Genomic DNA, 25,616 nt, shown 5'->3' on the forward strand with positions numbered 1-25,616 from the left:
CCGCCCCTCGGTGGATAGCGACGCCGCATCGTCCCGCCGGGGGTTGCAGGAGGTCGGGTCGACGTGCGAGGTTGCCGCCATGTTGCCTCGCACGTCGCCCGATTCTCCGATGCTTTTCGAAGACGCACCGCTTGTTCCGGATTTCAGCCTGGAGCTTGTAGCACGGAACGCCGGTCATTGGCCGGTCGCGGGCACGGACGAAGCCGGTCGTGGACCTCTGGCGGGACCGGTGGTCGCTGCGGCGGTGATCCTCGATCCGGACAATATCCCGGACGGCCTCAACGATTCCAAGCAGCTGACCGCCAACCAGCGGGAGATCCTGTTCGAGGCGATCATGGCGACGGGTGAGGTCTCGATCGCCGCATCCGGCCCGCGTCATATCGACGAGCGCAACATCCTGCGCGCCAGCCTGGATGCCATGCGCCGGGCGGTGGCCGGGCTTGCCGTCACGCCGGCCTATGTGCTCGCCGACGGCCGCGACGTGCCGCAGGGGCTTTGCTGCCCCGGCAAGGCCGTCGTCCAGGGCGACGCCCGCTCGGTCTCGATCGCCGCCGCATCGATCATCGCCAAGGTCACCCGCGATCGGATGATGGCCCGCGCGCATCTGGTCTTCCCGGCCTATGGCTTTGCCAATCACGCAGGCTACGGCACCGCACAGCATCGAGCCGGCATCGAGAAACACGGTCCCTGCTCGCTGCATCGAATGAGTTTCCGCCCGCTTCGCAAGGATGCCCTCCCGGAAACGTGACTGCTTCGCTTCGCGCTCCGGCCCACGATCTTAAGGTCGTGCGGTCAACTCGTGGGGATGGTTGCCCGCATGGCGGGCCTTGCCGATATCTGCTCCCACCATTCCATGAGCGCCGGAAAGTCGGCCATCAATTCCACAGCGGCCAGTGCCTTCATAAAATAGTCCATCATCGGCGCAAGATGGAGATCGGCAAGCGTCAGCTCGTTTCCGCAAAGCCAAGGTCCATCGCCCATGAGATCTGTGACCGCCTTCAGGCAGACAGGCGCCTTCGCCAGAGATGCGGCCAGTTTCGCGGCATCCGTCTCCCTGCCGCTTGATGGTTTCGAGGCCTGCTCGACATAGATGCCCCAGACGAGGATCGGATAGACGTAGCTGTCGGCGATACCGATCATCTGGTTCATCCTCGCCCGCCGCCGAGCGTCCTTCGGCTGCAGGGCTGGTCCGGCAAATGCCTCGTCCACATAGCGGGTAATCGCGCCCGTTTCGTACAGAGCGAAATCGCCATGTTCGAAAGCCGGAATGCGGCCGAAAGGGTGCCGCACCAGATGGGAGGAAGGTGGGCCGCCCGGCGCGAAGACATCGACGGGGGTGAGGCCGTAATCCACACCCTTCTCCATGAGCGCCAGACGAACCGCCCGCACATAAACGCTGTAATCGGCACCGAACAATTGCGGTTTCTGCATGCATCCTTCTCCCGATCCAGTGGATTTCCCATGCCGGGGGCCAATCGTCAAACGTCGGGCTTGTCCTGCCGCCATGTCGCCGGCGCGTCGGCGCGATAACCATCGAAAAGCAACCCGCCATATGGGGCCAAGACCTGCTCGGCGAAATCCAGGAGCGGCCCGGCTTCTCCTTCGCGGAACAGCGCATCGAAGGCTGCGGCGAACGCGCCGCCCAGCGTCGCATCGAATGTCGTCACCTGCCGCAGCAGCCATTTGCCGGAGCCGCACCAGTGCCCATTGCTGCGCAGGATGAAGTCGCCAAGCGCTGTATAGAGCGCCGCGCCAATCGCCACCCGCTCGAAATCGGGGCGTTCGTCGCCAAGATCCGCCAGCATGCTCGAAATGACATAACGCTTGCGGTTAAGCGTCTCCCGGTCCAGCGGCGGTGGGCCTTTGTCTAGGAGCGTTTTCGCCTCGCGGCGAAGCGCCTCCGCCCGCTGCGGGCGCGGACCGGCGACCACTCCTTCCGCGACCATACGGATCAGCGTGGGAAGGCCCGCCTGCACATCCGCTTCGAGGAACCAGCGGAAGCTCCCCTCGTCGTGCACGAAAGCTTCGAACGGCACGCCTTCGAAGATCTGCGACTCACGATGGGCATGCGGCAGGGACGAGTGGATGACGACGAGATCGATGTCGGAGGAAGGCGTCGCCGTGCCGCGCATGGTGGAGCCGGCCGCGAAGGCGAAATCGGCATCGGCAAAATGCACTTTCAGAAACCGCTCGGTCAGGGAAAGCGCCTGTTCCCTGGACAGATTTCCCGCAACCAAAGCCATTCGCGATCCTCCATTCGCCCAAACAAAAGGCCGGGGCGAAACCCCGGCCTTTTGAAATCTCTGTTTGCTGAAAATCAGTTCAAGCGAGACTGCACCGAGCCGAGGGCGTCCTTGAAGAGCGCGTCCCGGGTGGAGGTGTCGGCCTTGGCGGAGATGACCCGCTCGGCGGCCGCAATCGCCAGATCGACGGCCGCGGCGCGCACGGCGCCGATCGCTTCGGCCTCGGCCTGCTTGATCTTCTGTTCGGAAAGCGCGTTGCGGCGAGCGACGAACTCCTCCGTCTTCTGCTTGGCTTCGGCGGTCAGGGCGGCGGCCTCGCGTTCGGCGGAAGCAACGATCTGAGCGGCTTCCGCTTCGGCTTCCTTCCGCTTACGCTGGTATTCGGCAAGCAGGCCTTGCGCTTCCTCACGCAAGCGCTTGGCTTCGTCGAGCTCCTTGCGGATGTTCTCGGCGCGCTGGTCGAGCGACTTCGCCATCATGCCCGGGACCTTCAGGTAGACGACCAAGGCGAGGAAGAGGACGAGGCCGACGAATGCGAAAAATGTTGCATCGAATGCCATCGGATCAGGCTCCCGTCTTCGCGGCTGCAACCGCAGCCTTGATGTCTTCGCCGCTTGCCTTAGCGCCGATCAGCTGGTCGACGATGGCGGATGCGGTTTCTTCAGCGATTTGGCCCACTTCGGCAAATGCCTGAGCCTTGATCTCGCCGATGCGGGTTTCGGCGGCGGCGAGCTTTTCCGAAAGTTCGGCCTCGATCGCGGCGCGGTCTGCCGCAGCCTTGGTCTTGGCGGCTTCGCGCGCGGTTTCGGCGATCTGATGACCCTTGGAACGGGCAGCAGCCAGTTCCTTTTCATAGGTCTCAACGGCGGCGTCCGCTTCCGCCTTCAGGCGGGCGGCCTCGTCGAGATCTTGGGCGATCCGGTCGTGGCGGTGTTCAAGAATGCCGCCGACGCGCGGCACGATGACCTTCTTCATCAGAAGGTAAAAGAGGCCGAAGGTGATGACGAGCCAGAGCAGCTGCGACGCAAAATGGGTCGAGTCGAAAGGCGGGAAAACGCCGCCACCGTGCTCGCCGCCATGCGCAGCGCCGGTTTCGGTATGCACTTCGCCTGCGGGCGCGGCATGCGGGTCAGTAGCGGCCGGCGCGGTCTGCGCATATGCCGAGGTCACGAACATCATCACCTCCAGGTGTAGTCCAAATGCTAAGGATCACGGCGCGCTCTCTCAAGCGGCCGCGATCCCAATTCCTGGCCAGGTATCAGACTGCGTAGAGCAGCAGGAGAGCGATGAGCAGCGAGAAGATGCCCAGAGCTTCCGTAACGGCGAAGCCGAATACCAGGCGGCCGAACTGGCTGTCAGCGGCAGACGGGTTACGCAGGGCGCCCGACAGGTAGTTGCCGAAGATGTTGCCGAGGCCGAGGGCCGTGCCGGCCATGCCAAAGCAAGCCAGACCTGCACCGATGAACTTTGCTGCTTCCGCTTCCATGAGAAACTCCTTCGAAATGGTTGTTGCGGCTGTAGACTGACGCCTAGGACGCCAATGTCTTTATCCTTAGTGCCCGCCGGGATGGACCGCATCGTTGAGGTACATGCAAGTCAGCACCGCAAAGACATAGGCCTGGAGGAAGGCGACGAGGAATTCGAGACCGGTCAGGGCGACGGTCATGATGAGAGGCAGGACTGCACCGCCGACGCCGAGCGCGCCAAGGGCGCCCAGCGAGGCGACGAAGCCCGCAAACACCTTCAGCGTGATGTGGCCGGCCAGCATGTTCGCGAAAAGACGAACCGAAAGCGAAACCGGGCGGGACAGGAACGAGATGACTTCGATCGCGACGACCAGCGGCAGAAGCGCGCCGGGAACGCCGCTCGGCACGAAGAGCTGCAGGAAGTGCAGACCGTGCTTATAGAAGCCGTAGACGACCACCGTGCCGATGACGAGCAGCGCCAGCGCGAAGGTGACGATGATCTGGCTGGTGACGGTGTAGAAATAAGGGAACATGCCAAGCAGGTTCGCGGTCAGCACGAACATGAACAGCGAGAAGACCAGCGGGAAGAATTTCATGCCGTGACTGCCCGCGCCCTCGCGGAGCATGCCGGCGATGAATTCGTAGGACATTTCAGCGACCGACTGCGCACGGCCGGGGATCAGGCCCCGCTGCGACGTCGCGAAATAAAGGAAGCCGGCGGCGCAAGCCACGGTGGCAACCATGAACAGAGAGGCGTTGGTGAAGGAGAAGTCGATGCCGCCGATCTCGATCGGAACGATCTTGCTGATCTGGAACTGATGGATCGGATCGTTTGCCACCGTTTACCTCTTATCCTTCGCCGCGTCACGCGGCACCCATTCGATTGCGGCGACCTTATTGGTCGTCCCGCTCGTTATCCCTTGCCGCCTGCTGGGAGAAGGGTGACGCAGCCACCATTCCCACGGCACGAAGCACATTCAAAACACCGGCGCAGAAACCGAGGAGGAGCAGAACGATCATCCCCCACGGCGACGTACCAGCAAAACGGTCGAGCAGAAAGCCCAGAATGGCGCCAACGGCCACAGCAGAGATGAACTCGGAGGAAATCTTGAAGCCCAAGGCCATGCCCTTGCGGCTTTCTTCAGATTGCGCGTCCCTCTTCGCCTCTGCCGCGTCTTCAGCCTTCCTGCCCGCGAGTTCCGCGGAAAGGCGCTTCCGGCGCTCTTCCAGACCATCGTCGCGGTCATCCGTCATGTGCGTCCTCCCCTATTTCCGCCTCCGGCACAACCGGCTTTATGCCGGCAGACCACAAAAAAGTGCAGTCAGCGAGGGATTTCGCGCCTTCCGGCCCGTTTTCAAGTCGCGCGCAACATAGTTTTGCCCGCCCCTATAGTCAAGGCACCCTAGGTCCTTCATTTGTGGGAAATTAACCCAATAAAATCAGTTCGTTACACCGCCCGCAACCGGAGCCGGGTAAAACTGTCGCGGGAATCGCCACTTATCGCTGCGGCCAGCAGCCCGCGTCAACTCCAGCCGCCGCCATAGGTGCGGTAGAAGAGATGCAGGCCGATGCGGCCGACCTTCTTCATGGTACGGGCCCAGGCCGGACGCACGTAGACGGCGTGATAATGGGTCGCCGACCCCACTTCCGGCAGCCAGATCTTGCCGGCGGTGACGGCCATGGCCACGTCCCGCGCCATCTTCCAATGTTCCTCGGAGCGGATGCGGTCCTTGATATTGTCGCAGGCAAACGAGAACTGGCAGCGATTGCGCCAATCCTCGTTCTGGTAGACGACATCGCAGATCGTTTTCGGATAGGAGGGATTGCGCACACGGTTGAGGATAACCTGCGCGACGGCGGCCTGGCCGCGGGCGGATTCACCGCGCGCCTCGAAATAGATGCCAGATGCCAAGCACTGCTGTTCCTTTGCGGAGAAGGAATCGGGTGGTAGAGGCGTCGCCGCCCAGGCATGGTCTTCCGGGCTGATCGGCGGAATGAAGCGGCCCGCCTTCGGCTTGTCTTTCAAGATCGCATCGAAGGGAGATTGCTTGGCAAAATCCATTGCCGGCGGCGCATAGGCGGTGGCCAGCACGTCGGCGCTGTCGTTGTTGATCAGGCTCGCGACCATCGGCATCAGGTCGTCTTCCGGCTTCGGCTTCTCGTCCTTGCGGAAATAAAAGGCGGCAAGCTCCACCGGTTCTTCGTTCTTTTCGACCTTCGCAAAGGCGGTCAGTTCATCCCAATCCTCGACGGGCTGGATAAGCGAACTCTGCCGCTCCAGCACGGAACCGGCGGAAAAGGCCTTGGGCGGCTGCATGGGTTCGACGGCGACGATGCGGCCTTTCTTGGCGGTGCGGTTGACGCGATCCTCATCCGGGCTCCGGCCCGAAGATTTCGTCTCGTCGACAAGCGCAATCTTGCGGCCGTCCGGCAGAGTGACGCCGGCATTGCCGGCAACCGCGTTCTTGATGCCCGGAAAGGCGAGCGAGGCCTGGTGGATGGAACCGGCGGGAGAATCGGTCAGCACCATGCGCCATTGGTCGGCGCCACCAAAACCGGTCAGAAGATCGGCGAGGTCGCCCTGGGCGGGAGCAGATGGAAAGACCAGCCATGAGGCAAAGCCGAAGACGACCGGGGAAGTCCAGGCGCCCGGACGGGACGAGGACTTGCGACGCAAAACGCTCTTCGAACGCAAAACCGAAACTCCACAAGGCAACGACGACCTGGTGAAGATCAATCATTAACCTTGACGAGCGGTTAACGGACCTACTGAAAAGGCCTGCAATGCAGGCCTCTTTAGCACATTCACATAAATGTCAGCCGGGCGCGAGGTCGCTTGGCCCCGTCAGATGATGACATGCGAGCCAAGTTCGACCACACGGTTGGCCGGGAGATGGAAATAGTCTGACGGGTCGGTCGCGGTGTTCGCCATGGCGATGAACAGCCGGTCCTGCCACATCGGCATGCCGGATTCGGCATCCGGCACCAGCTTGCGGCGGCCGAGATAGAAGGAGGTCGACATTATGTCGAACTTGAAGCCGGTCTTTCGCAGATAGGCCAGCGCCTGCGAGACGTTGTGCGACTGCATGAAGCCGAAGCGCAGCTCGACCAGGGTGAAGCGTTCCGAAAGCTTTTCGATCTTGAAGCGCTCCTCGAGCGAGACGCGCGGCTTATTGACGGTGACGATCGTCAGCACGACGTTCTTCTCGTGCAGGACGTGATTGTGCTTGATGTTGTGCAGCAGTGCTGCCGGTGCGGTTTCCGGGTCGCTGGTCAGGAAGATCGCCACGCCGGGGACCGCGACCGGAGCGTGATCGCTCTTCTTTTCGACCATGGGAATGAAGGTCGCAAGCGGCACGTCGATGCGGCGGGTCTTTTCGAAGAGGATCGCCGTGCCGCGTTTCCAGGTCCACATGACGATGGTGAAGACGATCGCCATCATCACTGGCACCCAGCCGCCGTCATGGACCTTGAGGAGATTGGCGCCCAGGAAGACGAGTTCCAGCGCCAGGAGCGGTGCCAGCGTGGTGATTGCAAAAGTCTGCGGCCATCTCCACTTCACGCGTACGAATTCGAAGGCCATCAGCGTGGTGACGACCATCGCCCCCGTCACCGAGATCCCATAGGCGGTAGCCAGCGATTCGGAGCTTTCGAAGCCGAGCACCAGTGCGATGACGCCGACCAGGAGTAGCGTATTGACCGACGGGAGAAAGATCTGCCCGGTATTGGTTTCGGACGTGAAGAGGATCTGCATGCGCGGCAGATAGCCCAGATGGATACCCTGCCGCACGAGGGAAAAGGCGCCGGTGATCACCGCCTGGCTGGCGATGATGGTAGCCGCCGTTGCGAGAATGACGACCGGCAACAGCGCCCATTGGGGAAACATCAGATAGAACGGATCGGACATCGCTTCTGGATGTTTCAGCACCAGTGCGCCCTGCCCCAGATAGTTCAAGGTTAGGGCCGGAAAGACGAGCGTGAACCATGCCCACTGAATGGGCTGGCGGCCGAAATGGCCAAGGTCGGCATAAAGCGCTTCGGCACCGGTAACCGTCAGGAAGACGGCACCGAGCACGATGATGCCGACAAATCCCTCACGCAGCATGAATTGAACGGCGTACCAGGGATTGAAGGCCGCAAGGATACCGAAATCGTCGGAAATGTGAGTGATGCCGCCCACACCCATGACGATGAACCAGACTGCCGTGATCGGGCCGAAGAAACGGGAAACAAGCCCGGTTCCCTTCGACTGGATCGCAAAAAGCCCGATCAGAATGCCGACGGAAATTGGCAGGACGGCGCTCTGCAGGCTCGGCGCGACGAGCTTCAGGCCCTCGACCGCGGACAAGACCGACAGAGCCGGAGTGATCATCGCATCCCCGAGGAAAAGCGCCGCGCCGATGAGGCCGAGCAGCATCAGACGCGCCCGGTGACCGTTGGCGGACTTGGTCAGCAGAGCAAGCAGGGACAGCGTCCCGCCTTCGCCGTCGTTGTCGGCGCGGAGCAGGAACAGCACGTATTTGAACGTGACGATGATCGTCAGCGTCCAGATCATCAGCGAGATGAGGCCAATGACCTCGAGTTCGGAGACGCCGTCATGCGAAATCGGCTTTAAGGCCTCACGAAACGCATAGAGCGGGCTCGTGCCGATATCGCCATAAACGACACCGACGGAGCCGAGCGCGAGCGCGAAGAGGCCCTGGACCTTGGTTTTTTCGGCAGCATGATGTTCTGCGGGGTGACCCATGGGAGTGTCTGGCGTCAGAGCCAGCCTTTCCAGCGGAAAATGAAAAACGGGATGATGGCGGACATGAGCATCGCGAGGAGCGCGAGCGGATATCCGAGATGCCAGTCGAGTTCCGGCATGAAATGGAAATTCATGCCATAGATGGAGGCGACAAGCGTCGGCGGCAAGAAGACCACCGAAGCGATCGAGAAGATCTTGATGATGGCATTCTGCTCGACATTGATGAGGCCGAGCGAGGCGTCGAGCAGGAAAGCGATGTTGCCGGCAACGAAGGCGGCATGTTCCGACAGCGTCTCGACATCATGTGCGATGGTGGCACAGAGGCTGCCGTCGCTTTCGTCCTTATGCATGTGGGGCACGTTCCTGAGAAAGGTCAGGAGGCGCGAAAGGGAACCCAGGCTATCGCGCACCTTGGCGACCAGCCGATGGTATTCGGCGATCTTGGCGAGCTTGTTTTCCAGATAATGCGGCGGTCGGCGCCTGCCGCGGTCGCGGAAGATGTCGGTCGACATGGCGTCGATATGATCGACCGTGTGTTCGAGGATTTCGGCGGTGCGGTCAGCGATGGTTTCGAGCAGCCTTGCGAGAAGCGTCGTACCGTCACGCTTTTCCTCCGGAACGCGTCCGAGAGCCGCGATGAAGAGCTGAAAACTCTTCGGATCCGCATAACGCACGGTGATCAGCCGGTTGCCGGACAGAATGAAGGCGACGTCGGTGAGTTGCGGATCCTGGCCGTCGGCACGCCAGACGAGCGAGGCCGTCATGAAGACCGAGTCCTTCTCGACATAGAGGCGGCTCGACGGCTCGATATCCTTCAGGTCCTCACGGGTCGGAACCTGGATGCCGAGAAGGCTTTCGACATAGGCGTCATCTTGCGGCGTAGGCTCGACCAGATCGATCCAGACGATGTCGTCAGGAAGCCGGCGCAGCGCGTCGGTCGGCGCAAGCGTCTTCATCGAGCCAGTGGCGCTATAGGCGTTGATCAATCGTGGTCTCCGGCCGAAATCCGTCGGCCTTGAACGAGAAGCGGACTTGCCGGTTCCTTGAGGCGGAACCGCAAAGCCGGCCTCCAGCGGGAGGCGCCTATAAAGACAGCCATAGTCAAAATCAAGTGGTGCATAAGCTCCGCCATTCGCGCAGCACCATGACTCCGTCGCCGCAGATGTTCAAGGGACCACGAACGACGAGGCGATTCTTGGCCTGGATCAAAGCCTTGACCGAAGCAGTCCTTGAGATCGCCCCGCAGCCCGCGCCGGGGAGCCATTCCAAAATGTCGCGCCTCTTTATTCGAATTCCTATTCGAAAACGATCGCGGGAGCCTTGCGCGGCGTGCGTCCGCCGAGTTCCGACCAGACCTTTGCGGCGATATCCCGGTAGATTTTCGCGGACGGGCCTTCGGGATCGGAAACGACGACCGGCGTTCCGGCGTCGGAGCGCTCGCGGATATCGATCGTCAGCGGCACTTCGCCGAGGAAGGGGACGCCGATACGTTCCGCCTCCCCTCTGGCGCCGCCATGGCCGAAGATGTCGTAGCGCTTGCCGGTATCGGGGGCGAGGAAATAACTCATGTTCTCGATGATGCCGAGAAGCGGCACCTCGACCTTGCGGAACATGGCGATCCCCTTGCGGGCGTCGATCAGCGCCAGATCCTGCGGCGTCGAGACGATCACGGCGCCGGCGAGCGGCACCTGCTGCGCCATGGTGAGCTGCGCATCGCCGGTGCCGGGCGGCATGTCGACGACGAGGACGTCGAGATCGCCCCAGGCCACCTCCCTCAGCATCTGCATCAGCGCCGACTGGACCATCGGGCCACGCCAGATCATCGCCGTTTCCTCATCCACCAGGAAGCCCATGGACATGGCTTTCAGGCCGTAATTCTCCATCGGCTTGATGATGCGGTTCTCGATCTGCTGCGGCCGGCCGGAGATCTTCAGGAGCCGCGGCACGGAAGGGCCGTAGATATCGGCGTCGAGAATGCCGACCTTCAGGCCGTTGGCCTGCAGGCCGAGGGCGAGGTTGACGGCCGTCGTGGACTTACCGACCCCACCCTTGCCGGAGGCCACCGCGATGATGGCGCCGACGCCGGGCACGCCGGCTTTTTCCCGCTGCGGCGGCTGGCCCGGCTGCTGCCCCTGGGACGGATGCCCATGGGCGTGGCCATGCGTGTGAGAATGCGAATGAGCGGCCGGCTGCGGACGCGGCGGCGGCGCGGAACCCGCCTTGCGATCGGCCGTCAGGGTGACCAGCGCGCCCTTGACACCGGGGATGGCCTTGACGCTGCGCTCGGCGGCCATGCGCAGCGGCTCCAGGTCGCCGGCGCGCGCCGCCGGCACGGTGATCGAGAAATACACCTTGCTATCCGAGATGAAGACGTCCGAGACCATGCCGAGCGAAACGATATCGCCTTCCAGATCCGGCCCGCGGACCTTCGCAAGCACCGCCAGAACCGCCTCTTTCGTCACATCGGACATTATCGAACTCCCAAATTCCGTCTTCGGCGCACGCTTGGAAAGGGTGGTCGCCTTCAAGCGGTATATAGGAGTTCGATATCCGTGGCGGCAAGAAAGATTAAAGCCGCCGCCCGGCCGGCTGCCATATGGCGCACAGGACGAGCGGCGGCTTTTTTGGTCACGCCTCTTGGGGCGCTTGCAGTCCCCTCTGGACCTGCCCATACAGAAGCACGAAACATGCCAGACGGGAAGATGCTTCGCTTATCGAGTTTTTTCAATCACTTCCGGGTGCGCGCGATGCTGCGATGCGGCAACTTTCTGAGGAAGCAAGAATTTACGGCGATGAAGCGTTATGCAGTGATGAAATTTTGTGCGTCGCAGCACGCGATTTCGTTACTTGATCAAACCGATCCTCAGCGCTTTTGCGACCGCCTGGGTTCGGTTGACGGTATCAAGCTTTTTAGCCGCCCGGTTGAGATAATGGTTCACCGTGTGCTCCGACAGACCGAGGATATCGGCGATCTCGGCGCTGGTCTTGCCGGCGGCGGTCCAGTTGAGGCAGTCGATCTCGCGATCCGTCAGCATGTCCGTGGCTCGCACGTCGAGATTTCGGATCTCGGCCAGACGTTCGAAAACATGAATGGAGATATACATCATCTCCATCATCTGCTGGCGGGTGAAAGGCGGGGCGTCGCCTGCGAAGGATACCGCTCCGCGGGTGCCCGACATATCATGAACCGGAAAATAGGCGCCGCGCACGACGCCGAAGCGCCCAAAGATGCCGCGCACCACCGGTCCGCCGCGCTCCGGCCCCAGGGTCTCCAGATCGAAGGTGAACGGCAGGGTAGAGTGGCGGAGCCTGCGAAGAACGGGGCTCGTCTGCATGAGGCCCTCCCGGTCGAAATGGGACATCAACTCCGCCGGCCAGTTGGTGATGACGGTATTGCTCGACAACTCGAGCGAGGTCGCGGAGGGCAGATTGAGCACCATAAAGGTACGACAGGCGTAGTGTTCCGTCACGCGTTTCATGAAGCGGAACACGTCGAACTGCGTCTTTAAGCCGGCGATCTCCTCGACGTTGCCGTCAAAGCCTCGGGCTTCAATTGCTTTTCCGGTATGTGACATCACTTGCTTCTTTGCTCGCCCGTTGTAATCGAGCAACTCTTGGCATTTCCCATGCATTTGCCCCAAACCGGCCTTCATAAAATCTGCCCGTGACCAACCGGGATTCGTAAGGATCTTCCGATTTACGGAATATCCAAGTGGAATCGTCGGCCGGCGCGGCTATTTTAGCTTTTTTGAAGATGTGCCGAATTTCTTGATAATTATCAATTCCGAATAATGATGATATTTGCTCGCTTTTGCAAATCTTGTTGCATGCTTCTCAGTCTTTGTCAGGAGATAAATGTTGGGGGTCAAATCAGCTATCCAAAGAGTTGCGCGCTCGGGAGAGGATGATACAGATTCATTACCCCGGACTGCAATTGGAGATTTAGATGACCACCATATACAATTTCGAAGGGGCCGTCCTTTCGTCCTCGCTCTGCGAACTTGGCGAGGGTCCGACCTTCGAATCGGCAACCGAGACCCTCTGGTGGTTCGACATTCTCGGGAAGAAACTCCATGAACTGCATCTGCCGACAAACCGCGAGACCGTGCACGCCTTGCCGGTGATGGGCAGCGTACTTGCCGCGATCGACGCGGACCGACAATTGCTCGCCAGCGACAAGGGCCTCTTCATCCGCCGGGCAACGGGCGAACTCTCCCTCTACCGCGAACTGGAGCCGGAAAAACCCGGCAACCGCTCCAACGACGGGCGGGTGCATCCGTCCGGCAGCCTGTGGATCGGCACGATGGGCAGAAAGGCGGAAGAGGGCGCCGGCGCGATCTATCATGTCCATCAGGGCACCGTGACAAAACTCTTCGACAAGGTGAGCATCCCAAACTCGATCTGCTTCTCGCCAGACGGGACGATCGGTTACTACGTCGATACCCGCGTCAACCGGATGATGCGCCTGCCGCTCGATCCGCAGACCGGTCTGCCGGCGGGCGAAGCCCAGGTCTTCATCGACGAGAGTGGCAAGCCGGGCGGCATCGACGGATCCATCTGCGCCCGTGACGGGACAATCTGGAACGCCCGCTGGAACCAGGGGGCCGTCGATCACTATGCGACGGACGGGATACATCTGTCCCGCCATCTTCTGCCCGCGCGGCGGACGACCTGCCCTGCCTTTATCGGCAGCGGGCGGCTCGCGGTGACATCCTCCTGGGAGGGTTTGGACGAAACTGCGCGGGCGGCCGATCCGCAGGCAGGCGGACTGTTTGAAATCGCCGTCCAGATCGAGTGCGATCCGGAACCCGCCTATCGCCTGTAGCTAATGCAAGAGGGCATACCAAACTGAGGAAAAACCGAAAAGTTCCGGCAAAATCGCCTAAAATTTCGGCAATCCTATCCGGAACCAATCGTTCCTCATGACATTTTCCTATCGAACCAGCGCGGATCGAAGCCCATGCCGAAGCCCGCGCGTTCACCGCTAGATCCTTAGCATAGGAAGGTAGGATTGTTATGAAGAAGACCCTTAGCACGATGGCCGCCGCTGCAATTCTCATGGCTTCCACCGCCATTGCACCGGCGTTCGCCCAGACGCAGCCCGCCGCCCCGGCACCGACCGCCCCGTCTGACCCCGCCAAACCGGCAGATCCGATGAAGCCGGCCGATAGCACCGCAGCGCCTGCGGCAAAGACCGGCACCGATACGGCCGCCGCTTCCGGCGGTTACCTGGCGGAGCAGGCTGAAAACCAGATCAGCGCCAACGACTATATCGGCAAGTCCGTCTTCAACGCCGAAGACAAGAGCATCGGTGACGTGAACGACCTGATCCTCGAAGAGAACGGCGGTATCGTCGCAGCCGTGATCGGTGTCGGCGGATTCCTCGGCATCGGCGAGAAGGACGTTGCCGTCCCCATGGACAAGATCACCATGACCCGTGATGCGGAAAACAACAACGAGGTCCGCCTCAGCACGACCGAAACGGCCGAAGCCCTGCAGGCCGCTCCGGAATTCAAGACGCTTGCAGACAAGCAGGCTGAAACCGACCGGACGACCACGTCCTCGACCATGCCCGCCAACGGCGGCGCCACTACCTCGGCTCCGGCTGCGCCGAGCAAGTAAGAGTCCGGAACGGGTGACACGCCGTCATCCAGGGAAAAGGCGGCACTGCATGTGCCGCCTTTGAGCCTGTCCTTACAACAGCGAACAGAGCCGCAATGCGTCGTAGATCGCGGCGTGGATGTTGCGGCTCGCCACCGCATCGCCGATGCGCATGACGTCGAAAGCGCCTTGCGGCTGCTTTTCCGGCAAAGGCGGTCGTCGAGCGAGCAGGGCCTTGTAGTCCACCGCGCCAAGATTCCGGGAAAGCGGCTTCAAGGCCAGGTAGAGGTCAGCATTCGCTATCGTACCGTGCTCGACGACCACCTGTGCCACCTGCCGTTCCTGTGCAGCCCCGGAAAAATCCGAGCCAAGCACCGCGACCAGCGCATTGCCGTCTCTTCGCACCGATTTCAGCCGTGTATTGATGGTAACGCGGACGCCCTTTTCGGCAAAGATCCGAGCGTAGGGCACATGGTTCATGCCACCCATCTCCGGGGCCAAGGACCGCTCCGGCGAAACGACTTCCAGCTCGACCCCTGCGGCTGCGATCACCTCCGCCGCGCTCATGCCCGGATGACCGCCATGGTCATCGAAGAGCAGGACAGGACCGACCGGTTTGACGGCGCTCGCCAGGATATCCCAGCTGGACGTCAGCAGGTCGTCGCCAGCCTCCACCTCAGGAGCCTGGGCGATGCCTCCCGTGGCAATGACGACCAGATCCGGATCGAAGCCGAGCACGTCTTCCGGCTCGGCATAGACGTCGTAGCGAATTTCGACGCCGAGACGTTCGAGTTCGGCGATCCGCCAGTCGACGATGCCGATCATCTCCCTGCGGCGGGGGTTGCGAACCAGGAGATTGACCTGTCCGCCTGCCTGGCCCGTCGCCTCGAGCACGGTCACCCTGTGCCCTCTTTCGGCAAGAACACGCGCCGCCTCCAGCCCGGCCGGACCGGCTCCGACAACGATCGCCCTTCGGCGCATCCCGGCCTTTGGAAGTTCGTGCGGAATTTCCAGCTCCCGACCGGTTGCGGCATTGTGGATGCAGAGCGCCTCGCCCCCTTCATAAATCCGGTCGAGGCAATAGGTGGCGCCTACGCAGGGACGGATCTCCGCTTCCCTTCCCGCCGCCACTTTCCGGGCAATGTGCGGATCGGCGATATGGGCGCGGGTCATGCCGACCATATCCAGCTTCCCAGTGGCAACCGCATGGCGGGCGGTGGCGACATCGGCGATACGCGCGGCATGGAAGATCGGGAATTTCGTCGCCGCGCGCACCTCGCCGGCAAAATCGAGATGCGGCGCCGAGCGCATTCCCTGGATGGGAATAACCTCGTTCAGCGCTGCATCGTGATCGATATGGCCGCGGATGACGTTGAGGAAGTCGATCTGGCCGGAACCGGCCAGCCTGCGGGCGATTTCAATGCCCTCCTCCCGCGACAGGCCTTTCTCCCAATCCTCGTCCGCCACCATGCGGATGCCGACGATGAAATCCGGCCCGACGGCCTTCCGCACCGCCTCGATCACCAGAATCGAAAACCGCATGCGGTTTTCGAGCAAACCGCCAAAGGCGTCGTCCCTATGGTTCGTCGCCGGGGACCAGAACTGGTCCATCAGATGGCCATAAGCCTCGAACTCTATGCCATCGAGGCCGGCGGCCTGCATGCGCGCCGCGGCATCCGCATAATCGGCGATGATGCGCTCGATGTCCCAATCCTCCGCCTCCTTCGGGAAAGCCCGATGAGCGGGCTCGCGGATCGGCGACGGGGCCAGCACCGGCAGCCAGTCACCCTTGTTCCAGCCGGTGCGGCGTCCGAGATGGGTAAGCTGGATCATCACCGCCGCGCCATGCTCATGACAGTCGTCGGCAAGGCGCTTCAGCCAGGGCACGATCTCGTCGCGATAGGCATGTAGATTGCCGAAAGCGGGCGGGCTGTCGGAGGAGACGACCGCGGATCCCGCGGTCATGGTGAGCGCGATGCCGCCCTTGGCCTTTTCCCGGTGGTAGAGACGATACCGCTCCTTCGGCATGCCGTCCTCCGAATAGGCCGGCTCATGCGCGGTCGACATGAAACGGTTCTTCAATGTCAGGTGTTTCAAGCGGTAAGGCTGCAGCAGGGGATCGTTCGAAGCGGACATCGGCTTTCCGGGCATGGACGCGGATAGCGCATCATTGCCCAGACGCAGAGACATGGCGAGAACGATCAGCGGCGCGGACTATCCGGTCAGCGCCGTTCCGTCCGCGTCGTCAGGCCCGTTCGATGGTCATGAAGTCGCGATAGTGGTCGTGGAGGTAGTGCAGCGTGGCGTTGCCGTCGATCGGCTTGCCGTAATAATAGCCCTGCCCCATGGCGCAGCCGAGTTCGTTGAGCTTGTCGGCATCGGCCTTTTCCTCGATGCCTTCCGCGACCACCGCCAGATTGAGGCCGTCGCACATGGCGATAATGGCTTTGACGATATGTTCGGAAGCACGGTCGGTGGTGATGCGCGAGACGAAGGCCCGGTCGATCTTCACCTTGTCGAACGTGAAGTCGCGCAGCCGCCCGAGGCTGGACTGGCCGGTGCCGAAATCGTCGAGCGAGATGCGGACGCCCTGATTTCTAAGGTCGGTGATGATGCGTTGGGCCGTATCGGCAGACGTCATCACGGCGGTCTCGGTGATTTCCAGCTCCAGCCGGTGCGGATCGAGGCCGACGCGCGCCAGCGTCGAGAGGATCGTTTCGGTCGTGCCCGGATCCATCAGCTGCGCGGAAGAGAGATTGAAGGAGAGGAAAAGTTCGCGTGGCCAGGAGAGCGCAGCCTCCGCAGCCTTGCGCAGCAACGTTTCAGAAAGCGCGTCAATAAAACCGCGCTCTTCGGCAAGAGGCACAAAAACCGCTGGCGAAACGAAGCCGAGATCGGCGTCGATCCAGCGGGCGAGAGCCTCGAACCCGACCACTCCCCCATCCTTGATCCGCACGATCGGCTGGAAATGCACATCCACCGCATCGGCGATGATGGCGTTACGCAGGGCCTGCTCGAGCTGGGTCGCCCGTTTCATCTCCTGGGCGATCTCGCGGGAATAGACGGTGATCTGGCCGCGGCCGCGGCGCTTGGACCGGTAAAGCGCGGTTTCGGCGCTCTTCAGGAGTTCCTCGAAATCCTCTCCGGCAAAAGGATAGATCGCAAAACCGAAGGATGCGGAGAGACGGACGTTACGGTCCCCCAGATCGTAGGGGGCGGAGAGCACGTCCTTGATCATCTGGCCGATGCGTTCGGCGCCCGTGCGTTCGAACACAAGCGGCAGGATGAAGGCGAATTCGTCGCCGTCGTGGCGAGTGACGGTGGCGCCGTCGGGAATGCAGGCTTTCAGGCGATGGGCCACCTGGCAAAGGATCTCGTCGCCGGCTTCCGCGCCGAACAGGTCGTTGATCGGCTTGAACCCGTCGAGATTGGCGATGCAGATGGTAAAGGGAGCAGGATCCTGAGCGCGCTCGGCTGCCAAAAGGCGAACTTTGTCGCGCAGGCGGTATCGGTTTCCGAGCCCCGTCAGAGGGTCGCTATAGGCCATTGCCTGCAGCTCATTCTGACTGACCTGCGGCAATGCGTTTCCCGCCGACTTCATGAATAATCCCGTTGCACTTCACAGACGGGGGGCAGGATGGGGGAAAAAGATTAAAAAATCATGCCCTGAGCTTAACTTAGATGAACAGATTGATTAATCGGTTAAGCATACGACTGTCTGGGAGGCATGTCCAGATAAATTTGAAATACGGCTTGAAGAGCTTCCGGGCTGATCGGTTTGAGGATCACGTCGTTCATTCCCGAGGCAAAACATTCGTCCCGGTCGCGGTCGAAGGCCTGAGGCAAGACGCCGATGATCGGAATGGAATTGTCGATCGTTTCGAGCGCCCTTATCCGGGCGCTGGCCTCGAAGCCACTCAGCTTCGGAAGCGTGACATCCATGAGGACGAGACGGGGAGAACGCTCGCTCCACAACCGGACCGCTTCCTCGCCATCGGCGGCAATCGCATATCTGTAACCCAGACCTTCGAGGATCTGCGAGAAGACGATCTGGTTCACCTCGTTGTCCTCGGCGACGAGGATGTCGATGTCGGATAATTCCGAGGCCTTGCTCCGCAGGTCGGCGGGAGCGATCTGCCATGCTTCCCGAACCGACGCGTCGGCGGCCGGTGCACGCGCAGTGAACACACGGGCGATCTGCGGAACCAGTTCCTGTCCGAGGCGTGCGCCATCGATCGTCAATGTCGCGATACCGTATCGCCGGGCGATCTCAAGGCATTGAACGTCCATCGCCGCGTCCACCGCGACAAGATCGACACAGATGCCGGAATCGTCGGCAAGCTGTAGGAAGAGTTCCAGTTCTTCGATGCTCGACACGGATGACGTATCAAGCGAAAGCCCCTCAAGAAGGCTCAGCGCCTCCGTTTCCACCTGCTTGTCGCCGGAAACCACAAGGACCTTGCGACCGGCGATCCGGTCTCCGGCAGTCTCGGCCTCATTGCGGGGCCGGCGTTCGTGCCGGCCGAGCGTGGAGGAGACCAGGCCTGCCGGACTGAGGCGCGAGACGATCCGCCCGTCTTCACCGTCCGTCTCGACAAGCGCCGTGATATCCTCCATGGCGGTGACGATATAGTATCGGCCCGGCTTTCCGATGCGATATTTGTTGGCGATGATGATGACCTCGGAACCATCCGGCCTGATCACCCGTTCGGGAAGCTGCAAGGGCTCTCCCGCCTCGAAGAGTCGCCGATTGATGCCATCCAGCCTCTCTTCCAGTTCGGGCGGATGAATGTCCGAGCCCTTGCGGCCGAGAACCGCATCGAACGGCAGGTCGAGAAAGCGGCAGGCAGCCTTGTTGACTGCCACGAAGGTGAAATTCCTGTCCTTGACGGTGACCGGGAAAGGTAGATTGTCGAGTACCTCCTCGGTGATCTGCACCCTTTCCATATCCGCGCGCCACTGTTCCTCGCGCTTCTTGTGATCCGAGACGTCCCTGACGACACAAACCCCGTAGCCGGACGGCAGGCGTCGCTTGGAGAAGCTCAGCCAGCGATCCGTACCGCGGCGCTCCAGCGTGTCGGCGCGCTCCTTCCACAGCATGGCGATCTGATCGGCGATCCAATCCTCGCGGCCGAGCATCCGGCGCGAACCCGAGCCGTCCGCCGAAAAGCGCCCCCCACCGTCGTAGGCGGCCCCGAGAAAGTCCCTGAGACGGGTGCCCGGAGCGAGAAAGCTCTTGGGCACCGGCAGGAGGCCGAGCAATTGCTGGCTCGCAAAGAGGATCAAGTCATTCTTGTCATAGACAAGCACGCCGCCAGAGATGCCCTCGGAGATCACTTCGAGCATGATAGTCTGAATGTTCGCGTCCGCCGACGACAAATCATTCATAGGATGAAACTCCCCGTATGCTTTTCCGGCCGCGGATCTTGAGGAAACGGGCCGTAATGCCGATTATTCGCCTGTCGGCGTTATTCCTTCTAGTTTCGGTCGTGTCGGAGTGGAAACATGCTGGCTCCTAGTCCTCAACGGGTGATCTGGTCTCGCATGGCGGTGCCCAGCCGGCCGCCATCCTGATCACACGCGGGAGCTCTTCCCTCCCCGGCTTCATGCAAATTCAATGTTGAACAAAATATCCCCTTAATGTTAAGGGCGGATTAATGAACAGCCGTGCACACACTTCAAAGCTGTTCCATTTGACACGGAAGAGGTTGCCCGAAGCTTTCCTTCACCTTGCGCATCCCGGGCGAATCCGGGAAAATGGCGGAATGCCTGTCAAACAACTGCCCGAGACGCTCATCAATCAGATCGCCGCCGGCGAGGTCATCGAAAGACCTGCCAGCGCCGTCAAGGAACTGGTCGAAAATGCCATCGATGCCGGCGCGACGCGCATCGAGATCGCCACCGCCGGCGGCGGCAAGAGCCTGATCCGCATCACCGACAACGGCTGGGGCATGGATGCGGGCGACCTCGATCTTGCGGTCAGGCGGCATTGCACCTCGAAGATTTCCGCCTCGCTCGACGACATCCGCACCCTCGGTTTTCGCGGCGAGGCCCTGCCGTCGATCGGCTCCGTGGCGAAGCTGACGATTACCAGCCGCAGGTCAGGCGATACGCAAGGGTCGCAGGTCGCCGTCATCGGCGGCAAGACCGCCGGTGTGCGGCCGGCGCCCGCCAATTCCGGCACCGTCGTCGAGGTGCGCGACATCTTCTTCGCCACGCCCGCCCGCCTCAAGTTCCTCAAGACGGAGAAGGCAGAGGCCGGCGCGATCACCGAGATCGTCAAACGCATGGCGATCGCCTTTCCGAAAATCCGTTTCGTGCTTTCGGGCTCCGACCGCTCGACGCTGGAGTTCCCCGCGACCGGCGAAGATCATCTCGCCCGCATGGCGCAGGTGCTCGGCGTCGATTTCCGCGACAACGCGATCGAGATCGACGCGATGCGCGAAGATGTCGGGCTTTCCGGCTTCGTCGGCGTGCCGACTTTCCATCGCGGCAACTCGGCGCATCAATATGCCTTCGTCAACGGCCGGCCGGTGCAGGACAAGCTGATCCTCTCCGCCCTGCGCGGCGCCTATGCGGAAAGCATCCCCTCCGGCCGCTATCCGGTGGCGGTTCTGTCGATCACGCTCGATCCCGCGCTTGTGGACGTCAACGTGCACCCGGCCAAGGCGGATGTGCGGTTCCGCGATCCGGGCCTCGTGCGAGGGCTCATCGTCGGGGCGATCCGCGAGGCGTTGCAGCGCGAGGGCGACCGGGCCGCAACCACCGGCGCATCCGGCATGATGCGGGCCTTCCGGCCGGGCTTTTCGCCAGACTCTCCCTTTCAGCCGGCACCGCGCACGCCATGGGCCGCTGCCTCCTCGCCTTTCCGGCCCCTTAGCCAGCCCGCCCACGATTTTGCCGAGCAGGTGCAATCCCGTTTCGATGCCCTCGCCATGCCGACTGCCCGGGCCGACACGGCGATTGCCGAACCGATCGCCAGATCCGCTGCGGACGATGCGCCGCGCTATCGCCTCGGCGCCGCCCGTGCGCAGCTTCACGAGAATTATATCGTCGCACAGACGGAAGACGGTCTCGTCATCGTCGATCAGCACGCAGCTCACGAACGCCTGGTCTTCGAGGCAATGCGCAAGGCGCTCGACAACAAGCGGCTCGCAAGCCAGGTCCTGCTGATCCCCGAGATCATTGATCTGGCCGAGGAGGACTGCGACCGGCTGATGGCGAATGCCGCGGAACTCGACCGGCTCGGCCTCGCCATCGAACGCTTCGGCCCGGGCGCCGTGGCTGTACGCGAGACCCCGGCCATGTTGGGCGAAGTGGATGCGGCTTCCTTGGTCCGCGACCTTGCAGACGAGATCGCGGAGTGGAACACCGCGAGCGGGCTTCGCGGCAAGCTCGAATATGTCGCGGCGACGATGGCCTGCCACGGCTCGGTGCGCTCCGGCCGACGGCTGAGGCCCGAGGAGATGAACGCGCTTCTGAGGGAGATGGAAGCGACGCCGGGTTCCGGCACCTGCAATCATGGCCGGCCCACCTATATCGAACTCAAGCTTTCCGATATCGAGCGGCTGTTCGGCAGAAGTTGAAAATACTGGCAATCCCGGCCCAATCGCGTTAGAGAAAGCCCATGTTTTTCCGCAGGAGACGACAGATGAACCGGTTCGAGGGAAGCGGATTCCGGGAGGCTAAGATCCGGTACCTCGATGGCGACTACCAGATTCTGACGCCTGGTTCCTATGTCGTCTGCGCCATGACCGGGGCCCAGATCCCGGTCGACGAATTGCGCTACTGGAGCGTTGCCCGGCAGGAGCCCTATGTCGATTGTGCCGCATCGCTGGAGGCAGACAAACGGGCCGGCATGCTGCCGAACCAGACGCGGGGCTAGGTCTTCCGGCCAGCTCCCTCCTTGATGCGGCGTTCACGGAAATTGGCGATCGCCGTGTCGATGATCTTGCCCGGAGCCTGCGGATCGTCGAACGCCATGTCGACCTCGACTACCCTGACCGCTTCCGCCAGTTCCTCCATGCGACCGTGATGGCCCGTCAGTCTCACCGCATCCTTGGCGGTGGTGACCAGCGTCAAGCTTTCCCTGGCTGCGTCGTCCAACAGGTCGGCAATCTCATCCTCGGTGAAATAGTGGTGATCCGGAAAGGCCCGCTTCCCGATGATCAGCCCGCCGACCTGCTTGACCGTGCGGTAGAATTTCTCCGGATCGGCAATGCCGGCAAAGGCTAGTAGCGCCCTGCCCGCCACCGCCGTGTTGGGGCGCGGCTTCAGGGTCGCGACATAGACCTGTTTTCCGGCCCGCGCGGCCTGGCGGACCAGGGTGTCGGCCGCCGTTCCGCTGCCGACCTTGAGGATAGCCGAAAGCTGGCGCATCTGCTCGGCTAAGGGAGCCCGGACCGGTCCCCCCGGAACCAGATGGCCGTTGCCGATACCGCGCACCGTGTCGATGACGACCAGCGCGAAATCGAGTGTCAGGCGTGCGCTCTGGAACCCGTCATCCATGATGATCACATCGACGCCTTCCTCGACCAGTTTCCTGGCGCCATCGACACGTGCCCTCGAAATCACCGTCAGCGTCTCACGGCAGAGGAGCAGTGCCTCGTCGCCGACCGCCTCGGCGCGGTGATGAGCGGGATCGACGACGGTCGTCACGTCAATTGATCCGCCGTAACCGCGGCTGAGAAACCCCGGCTTCAGCCCCTTCTCCTTCGCGGCGCGGGCAAGGGCGATCGCCGTCGGTGTCTTGCCGGCGCCCCCGACGGTGAAATTGCCGACGCAGATAACCGGCACCGGCACGCTGGCGCGATGGCTGCGGGCCATCCGGCGACCGGCAATCTCTCCATACAGAAAGGAAAAGGGCGAAAGGCCCCAGGCGCGCCAATCCGCTTTAGTCCACCAGAATGGCGGAGCTTCCGATACCATACGCAAATCTCCGGCTGACCCGATCTGAAACAGACGCGAAGAAGAGGCGAGTTTCAGAAAAAAGGCAAGTCCCTGGAACAAAGCGCCTTCAAGCCGGGCCAAGTTCAGGTGCCGGGCTTTTCCGGCAGCAGGCTCTTCAGGCCGGTGATGTCGTCAAGGCAGATATCGGCGGCAGCAGACAACGTCTCGCGCGAACCGGTGCCGGTCAGCACAGCGATCTTCAGCCCCACGCCGGCATTGGCGCCCATGTGCATATCGTGATTGTTGTCGCCGACCATGGCGACCTGTGCCGGATCAAGGCCGACGGCATGGCAGAAGCCGAACACCATGCCCGGTTCCGGCTTCATGCCATGGCCGCTGTCGTAACCGGCGATGAAATCCACATGCTCCAGGATGCCGAAGCGGATCGCCGTCTGGCGGATCGACCGTTCGTTGTCGCTCGAGGCGATGCCGAGCTTGAAGCCCCTTGCCTTGAGACTGCCGAACAGCGCGGCCAAATCGGTGACCGGGACAGAAAATTCCGCCCCGCGGACGAAGAGTTCGTCGAGCAGGCGGGTCAGTTCGGTAACCTCGACGGGCGAACCGGCGGAGACGAAACCGGCGGAAATCTCCGCCGCATTGCCGGCGGCGAGCAGGCTGTCGGGCCGCGTATGACCGGAGACGGGGTCCATGCCGCCGGAGAAAAGCAATTGCGGTTCGAGTTCGGGATTGCCGGCGGAGGCGATGCGCGCCGCCTCGCGGTTCACCGGTCCCCAGCTTTCGTCGTAAAGGAGAAGAGTTCCGTCCTTGTCGAACAGGATACCGGCGATCCCGGCAAGCTTTTCCGGATTCATCGAGCGACAGCGGCCTTCGGCTGCAGGCGGGCGCTGACGGTCAAAGGATTGATATAGGGTTCAAGCGCCTTGACCGTCTTCGACAGCGCCCCACGCATCTCTTCCATAGCGTCATGGCCAGCATCGACCATCTTCACGCGGGCCAGGTCGTTGACCAGCAGGTAATGGACGGCCTTTGCCAGCATCTCGGTATCCTTGACGATGCGGGCACCGCCCTTGCGCACCAGATGCTGATAGGCATCCCGGAAATTCTGGACATGCGGGCCGGACAGGACCGCGCAACCGAGCATGGCCGGTTCCAGCGGGTTCTGGCCGCCTTCACTCGCTAGCGATTTGCCGACGAAGGCGATCTCGGTCAGCCGCAGGTAGAGCCCCATTTCGCCGATCGAATCCCCCAGAAAAACGTCGGTTTCGGGCGTCAGGACATCCTTGCGGGAACGGCGCGCCACGGTGAGGCCGGCTTCCTTCAACATGGCCTCGATCGCATCGGCGCGGTCCGGATGACGCGGCACCAGAATGGTGAGTTGTCCATTCTTCGGCTTCAGCGCCTTATGCACGGCTGCAACCGATTTTTCCTCGCCTTCGAAGGTGGAGATCGCCGCCCAGGTAGAGCGATTGCCGATCTGCCTGCGATAAGCCGCGAGAACCGCCTCGTCGCAAGGCGGGGGGTCCGTATCGCTTTTCAGGTTACCGGACACGATAACCGGCCAGGCGCCAAGATCGCGGAACCGTTCGGCATCCAGATCGGACTGGGCGACCACCAGGGACATCCTGCCGAACAGCGCTTCGGCGATCGACAGGCGATTGTGCCAGCGATCGAAGGAGCGGTCGGAAATACGGGCATTGACGCGGATCTGCGGGATATGCCGGCGGGCGAGTTCGGCAATCGTGGTCGGCCAGATTTCCGATTCCGCCGTGATGCAGGCATCCGGCTTCCAGTAGGCGATGAAGCGCTTGACCGGAAATTTCACATCGAGGGGCACATATTGATGGATGACCTCATCCGCCAGCCGGGACTGGACCAGCGCTGCCGAGGTGACTGTCCCGGTGGTGAGCAGAACATGGATCTCGCGGCGGCGCAGTTCGCGGATCATCGGCATGATCGCAATGGTCTCGCCGACGCTTGCGGCATGCACCCAGACCAGCGGCCCGCGCGGCCTGGCAAGGCTTGCGAAACCGAGGCGCTCCAGCCGGCGCGACCGGTCCTCCTTGCCCTTCATGGCGCGGTAGGCGAGATAGGAACCGACCAGGGGATAAAGGGCGATGCCGGCCACCCTATAGGCAAGAAGAGCCGCGCGCGCCGAGACCCTGCTCATCGCGTTTGCCCTTGATGCATAATAGCCGCCATCAATGTGATAACCCCTCCGATCGAATATCCGTAACCGAGTTTTTTGTGTTTTACAAATGCGTCAAAAAAGGGTCCTCGGGGATCACAACCAACAGCAAGGACCAGCATTGGGATCGCAATGTAAGCGTCAGGGCTTGCCTCAAGCCGACTTCATCTCAGGTTCCAGCAGCCGGTGCATATGGACGATGAAGTAGCGCATTTCGGCGTTATCTACAGTCTGCTGGGCCTTCGCCCGCCACGCGACCAGCGCGCTCGCATAATCGGGGTAAATACCGACGATATCCAGCTTCGACAGGTCCTTGAACTCGACACCTTCGAGGCTCTTCAGCTCGCCGCCGAAGACCAGGTGCAGAAGTTGCTTTTTTTCGCCTGTTTCCGTCATTTTCTTCGTGTCCGTCTGTTCCAGATCCCCCGGCCCTCATCTGCGGCATTCTCCGAAAAAGGTCAAC

Annotated in this window: 24 protein-coding genes; 5 read left to right on the forward strand and 19 right to left on the reverse strand. The window is 61.9% G+C overall.

Translation table 11 applies throughout. The annotated features are described in order from the left end of the window. Positions 1-79: 79 nt before the first annotated feature. A complete protein-coding gene (locus tag DMO26_RS04470) occupies positions 80-748 on the forward strand; it encodes a ribonuclease HII (RefSeq protein WP_117190813.1) in 669 nt (222 codons plus the stop codon). A 44-nt stretch (positions 749-792) separates the two neighbouring features. Here the strand turns inward: DMO26_RS04470 and DMO26_RS04475 are convergent, their stop codons facing one another. From DMO26_RS04475 to DMO26_RS04530, 12 genes are all read right to left on the reverse strand, one after another. Continuing rightward, a complete protein-coding gene (locus DMO26_RS04475) occupies positions 793-1,431 on the reverse strand; it encodes a glutathione S-transferase family protein (RefSeq protein ID WP_117190814.1) in 639 nt (212 codons plus the stop codon). A gap of 47 nt (positions 1,432-1,478) precedes the next feature. Further along, positions 1,479-2,243 carry a nucleotidyltransferase domain-containing protein gene (locus tag DMO26_RS04480; RefSeq protein WP_117190815.1) on the reverse strand — a complete coding sequence of 255 codons (765 nt, stop codon included), beginning with the start codon at positions 2,241-2,243 and terminating at the stop codon, positions 1,479-1,481. Positions 2,244-2,317: 74 nt separating this feature from the next. Further along, complete coding sequence (locus DMO26_RS04485; RefSeq protein ID WP_117190816.1) at positions 2,318-2,803, reverse strand: F0F1 ATP synthase subunit B; 486 nt, start codon at positions 2,801-2,803, stop codon at positions 2,318-2,320. 4 nt (positions 2,804-2,807) lie between these two features. Beyond that, positions 2,808-3,419 carry a F0F1 ATP synthase subunit B gene (locus DMO26_RS04490; RefSeq protein ID WP_117190817.1) on the reverse strand — a complete coding sequence of 204 codons (612 nt, stop codon included), beginning with the start codon at positions 3,417-3,419 and terminating at the stop codon, positions 2,808-2,810. Between the two features lie 82 nt (positions 3,420-3,501). Beyond that, complete coding sequence (locus DMO26_RS04495) at positions 3,502-3,729, reverse strand: F0F1 ATP synthase subunit C (protein WP_037158317.1); 228 nt, start codon at positions 3,727-3,729, stop codon at positions 3,502-3,504. 66 nt (positions 3,730-3,795) lie between these two features. Beyond that, the gene (locus DMO26_RS04500) at positions 3,796-4,548 is read right to left on the reverse strand and encodes a F0F1 ATP synthase subunit A (RefSeq protein ID WP_117190818.1); all 753 of its coding nucleotides are present in this window, start codon (positions 4,546-4,548) and stop codon (positions 3,796-3,798) included. Between the two features lie 55 nt (positions 4,549-4,603). Then, positions 4,604-4,963: an AtpZ/AtpI family protein gene (locus DMO26_RS04505; protein WP_117190819.1), complete on the reverse strand. Its 360-nt coding sequence runs from the start codon at positions 4,961-4,963 to the stop codon at positions 4,604-4,606. A gap of 269 nt (positions 4,964-5,232) precedes the next feature. Next, complete coding sequence (locus DMO26_RS04510) at positions 5,233-6,405, reverse strand: cell wall hydrolase (RefSeq protein WP_117190820.1); 1,173 nt, start codon at positions 6,403-6,405, stop codon at positions 5,233-5,235. 150 nt (positions 6,406-6,555) lie between these two features. Further along, positions 6,556-8,457, reverse strand: a complete 1,902-nt coding sequence (locus DMO26_RS04515) for a potassium transporter Kup (protein ID WP_117190821.1) — start codon at positions 8,455-8,457, stop codon at positions 6,556-6,558. Positions 8,458-8,471: 14 nt separating this feature from the next. Further along, positions 8,472-9,443: a magnesium transporter CorA family protein gene (locus tag DMO26_RS04520; RefSeq protein ID WP_404947012.1), complete on the reverse strand. Its 972-nt coding sequence runs from the start codon at positions 9,441-9,443 to the stop codon at positions 8,472-8,474. Between the two features lie 309 nt (positions 9,444-9,752). Next, positions 9,753-10,928 carry an iron-sulfur cluster carrier protein ApbC gene (apbC, locus tag DMO26_RS04525; RefSeq protein ID WP_117190822.1) on the reverse strand — a complete coding sequence of 392 codons (1,176 nt, stop codon included), beginning with the start codon at positions 10,926-10,928 and terminating at the stop codon, positions 9,753-9,755. A 372-nt stretch (positions 10,929-11,300) separates the two neighbouring features. Continuing rightward, positions 11,301-12,032, reverse strand: coding sequence for a helix-turn-helix transcriptional regulator (locus tag DMO26_RS04530; protein ID WP_117191041.1), 732 nt, complete (start codon positions 12,030-12,032; stop codon positions 11,301-11,303). Between the two features lie 371 nt (positions 12,033-12,403). On the opposite strand from DMO26_RS04530, the gene DMO26_RS04535 reads away from it, so the two are divergent. Continuing rightward, a complete protein-coding gene (locus tag DMO26_RS04535; RefSeq protein ID WP_117190823.1) occupies positions 12,404-13,282 on the forward strand; it encodes an SMP-30/gluconolactonase/LRE family protein in 879 nt (292 codons plus the stop codon). A 191-nt stretch (positions 13,283-13,473) separates the two neighbouring features. Next, positions 13,474-14,079, forward strand: coding sequence for a PRC-barrel domain-containing protein (locus DMO26_RS04540; protein WP_117190824.1), 606 nt, complete (start codon positions 13,474-13,476; stop codon positions 14,077-14,079). Positions 14,080-14,151: 72 nt separating this feature from the next. Here DMO26_RS04540 and DMO26_RS04545 read toward each other — a convergent pair whose 3' ends face one another. From DMO26_RS04545 to DMO26_RS04555, 3 genes are all read right to left on the reverse strand, one after another. Further along, positions 14,152-16,194 carry an NADH:flavin oxidoreductase gene (locus DMO26_RS04545; protein WP_117190825.1) on the reverse strand — a complete coding sequence of 681 codons (2,043 nt, stop codon included), beginning with the start codon at positions 16,192-16,194 and terminating at the stop codon, positions 14,152-14,154. Positions 16,195-16,303: 109 nt separating this feature from the next. Then, the gene (locus DMO26_RS04550; RefSeq protein WP_117190826.1) at positions 16,304-17,659 is read right to left on the reverse strand and encodes a putative bifunctional diguanylate cyclase/phosphodiesterase; all 1,356 of its coding nucleotides are present in this window, start codon (positions 17,657-17,659) and stop codon (positions 16,304-16,306) included. Positions 17,660-17,760: 101 nt separating this feature from the next. Further along, on the reverse strand, positions 17,761-19,446 hold the full coding sequence (locus tag DMO26_RS04555; protein WP_117190827.1) for a response regulator: 1,686 nt from the start codon (positions 19,444-19,446) through the stop codon (positions 17,761-17,763). A gap of 377 nt (positions 19,447-19,823) precedes the next feature. Between DMO26_RS04555 and mutL the strand changes: the two genes are divergently transcribed. Next, positions 19,824-21,644, forward strand: coding sequence for a DNA mismatch repair endonuclease MutL (gene mutL, locus DMO26_RS04560; protein ID WP_117190828.1), 1,821 nt, complete (start codon positions 19,824-19,826; stop codon positions 21,642-21,644). A gap of 65 nt (positions 21,645-21,709) precedes the next feature. Then, positions 21,710-21,943, forward strand: coding sequence for a DUF2093 domain-containing protein (locus tag DMO26_RS04565; protein ID WP_117190829.1), 234 nt, complete (start codon positions 21,710-21,712; stop codon positions 21,941-21,943). Here DMO26_RS04565 and lpxK read toward each other — a convergent pair. The 4 genes from lpxK to DMO26_RS04585 form a co-directional block, all read right to left on the reverse strand. Next, a complete protein-coding gene (gene lpxK, locus DMO26_RS04570) occupies positions 21,940-22,986 on the reverse strand; it encodes a tetraacyldisaccharide 4'-kinase (protein ID WP_117191042.1) in 1,047 nt (348 codons plus the stop codon). The two genes, DMO26_RS04565 and lpxK, sit on opposite strands and share 4 nt — an antisense overlap. A 104-nt stretch (positions 22,987-23,090) precedes the next feature. Then, positions 23,091-23,819 (reverse strand): HAD family hydrolase, encoded by a 729-nt coding sequence (locus DMO26_RS04575; RefSeq protein WP_117190830.1) that lies wholly within the window; start codon positions 23,817-23,819, stop codon positions 23,091-23,093. Then, on the reverse strand, positions 23,816-25,135 hold the full coding sequence (gene waaA / locus DMO26_RS04580; protein ID WP_117190831.1) for a lipid IV(A) 3-deoxy-D-manno-octulosonic acid transferase: 1,320 nt from the start codon (positions 25,133-25,135) through the stop codon (positions 23,816-23,818). The genes DMO26_RS04575 and waaA overlap by 4 nt, the downstream gene beginning before the upstream one ends. A 171-nt stretch (positions 25,136-25,306) precedes the next feature. Next, the gene (locus DMO26_RS04585; RefSeq protein ID WP_117190832.1) at positions 25,307-25,549 is read right to left on the reverse strand and encodes a DUF4170 domain-containing protein; all 243 of its coding nucleotides are present in this window, start codon (positions 25,547-25,549) and stop codon (positions 25,307-25,309) included. Positions 25,550-25,616 lie beyond the last annotated feature (67 nt).

The organism is Rhizobium terrae (assembly GCF_003425685.1).
GTDB lineage: Bacteria > Pseudomonadota > Alphaproteobacteria > Rhizobiales > Rhizobiaceae > Neorhizobium > Neorhizobium terrae.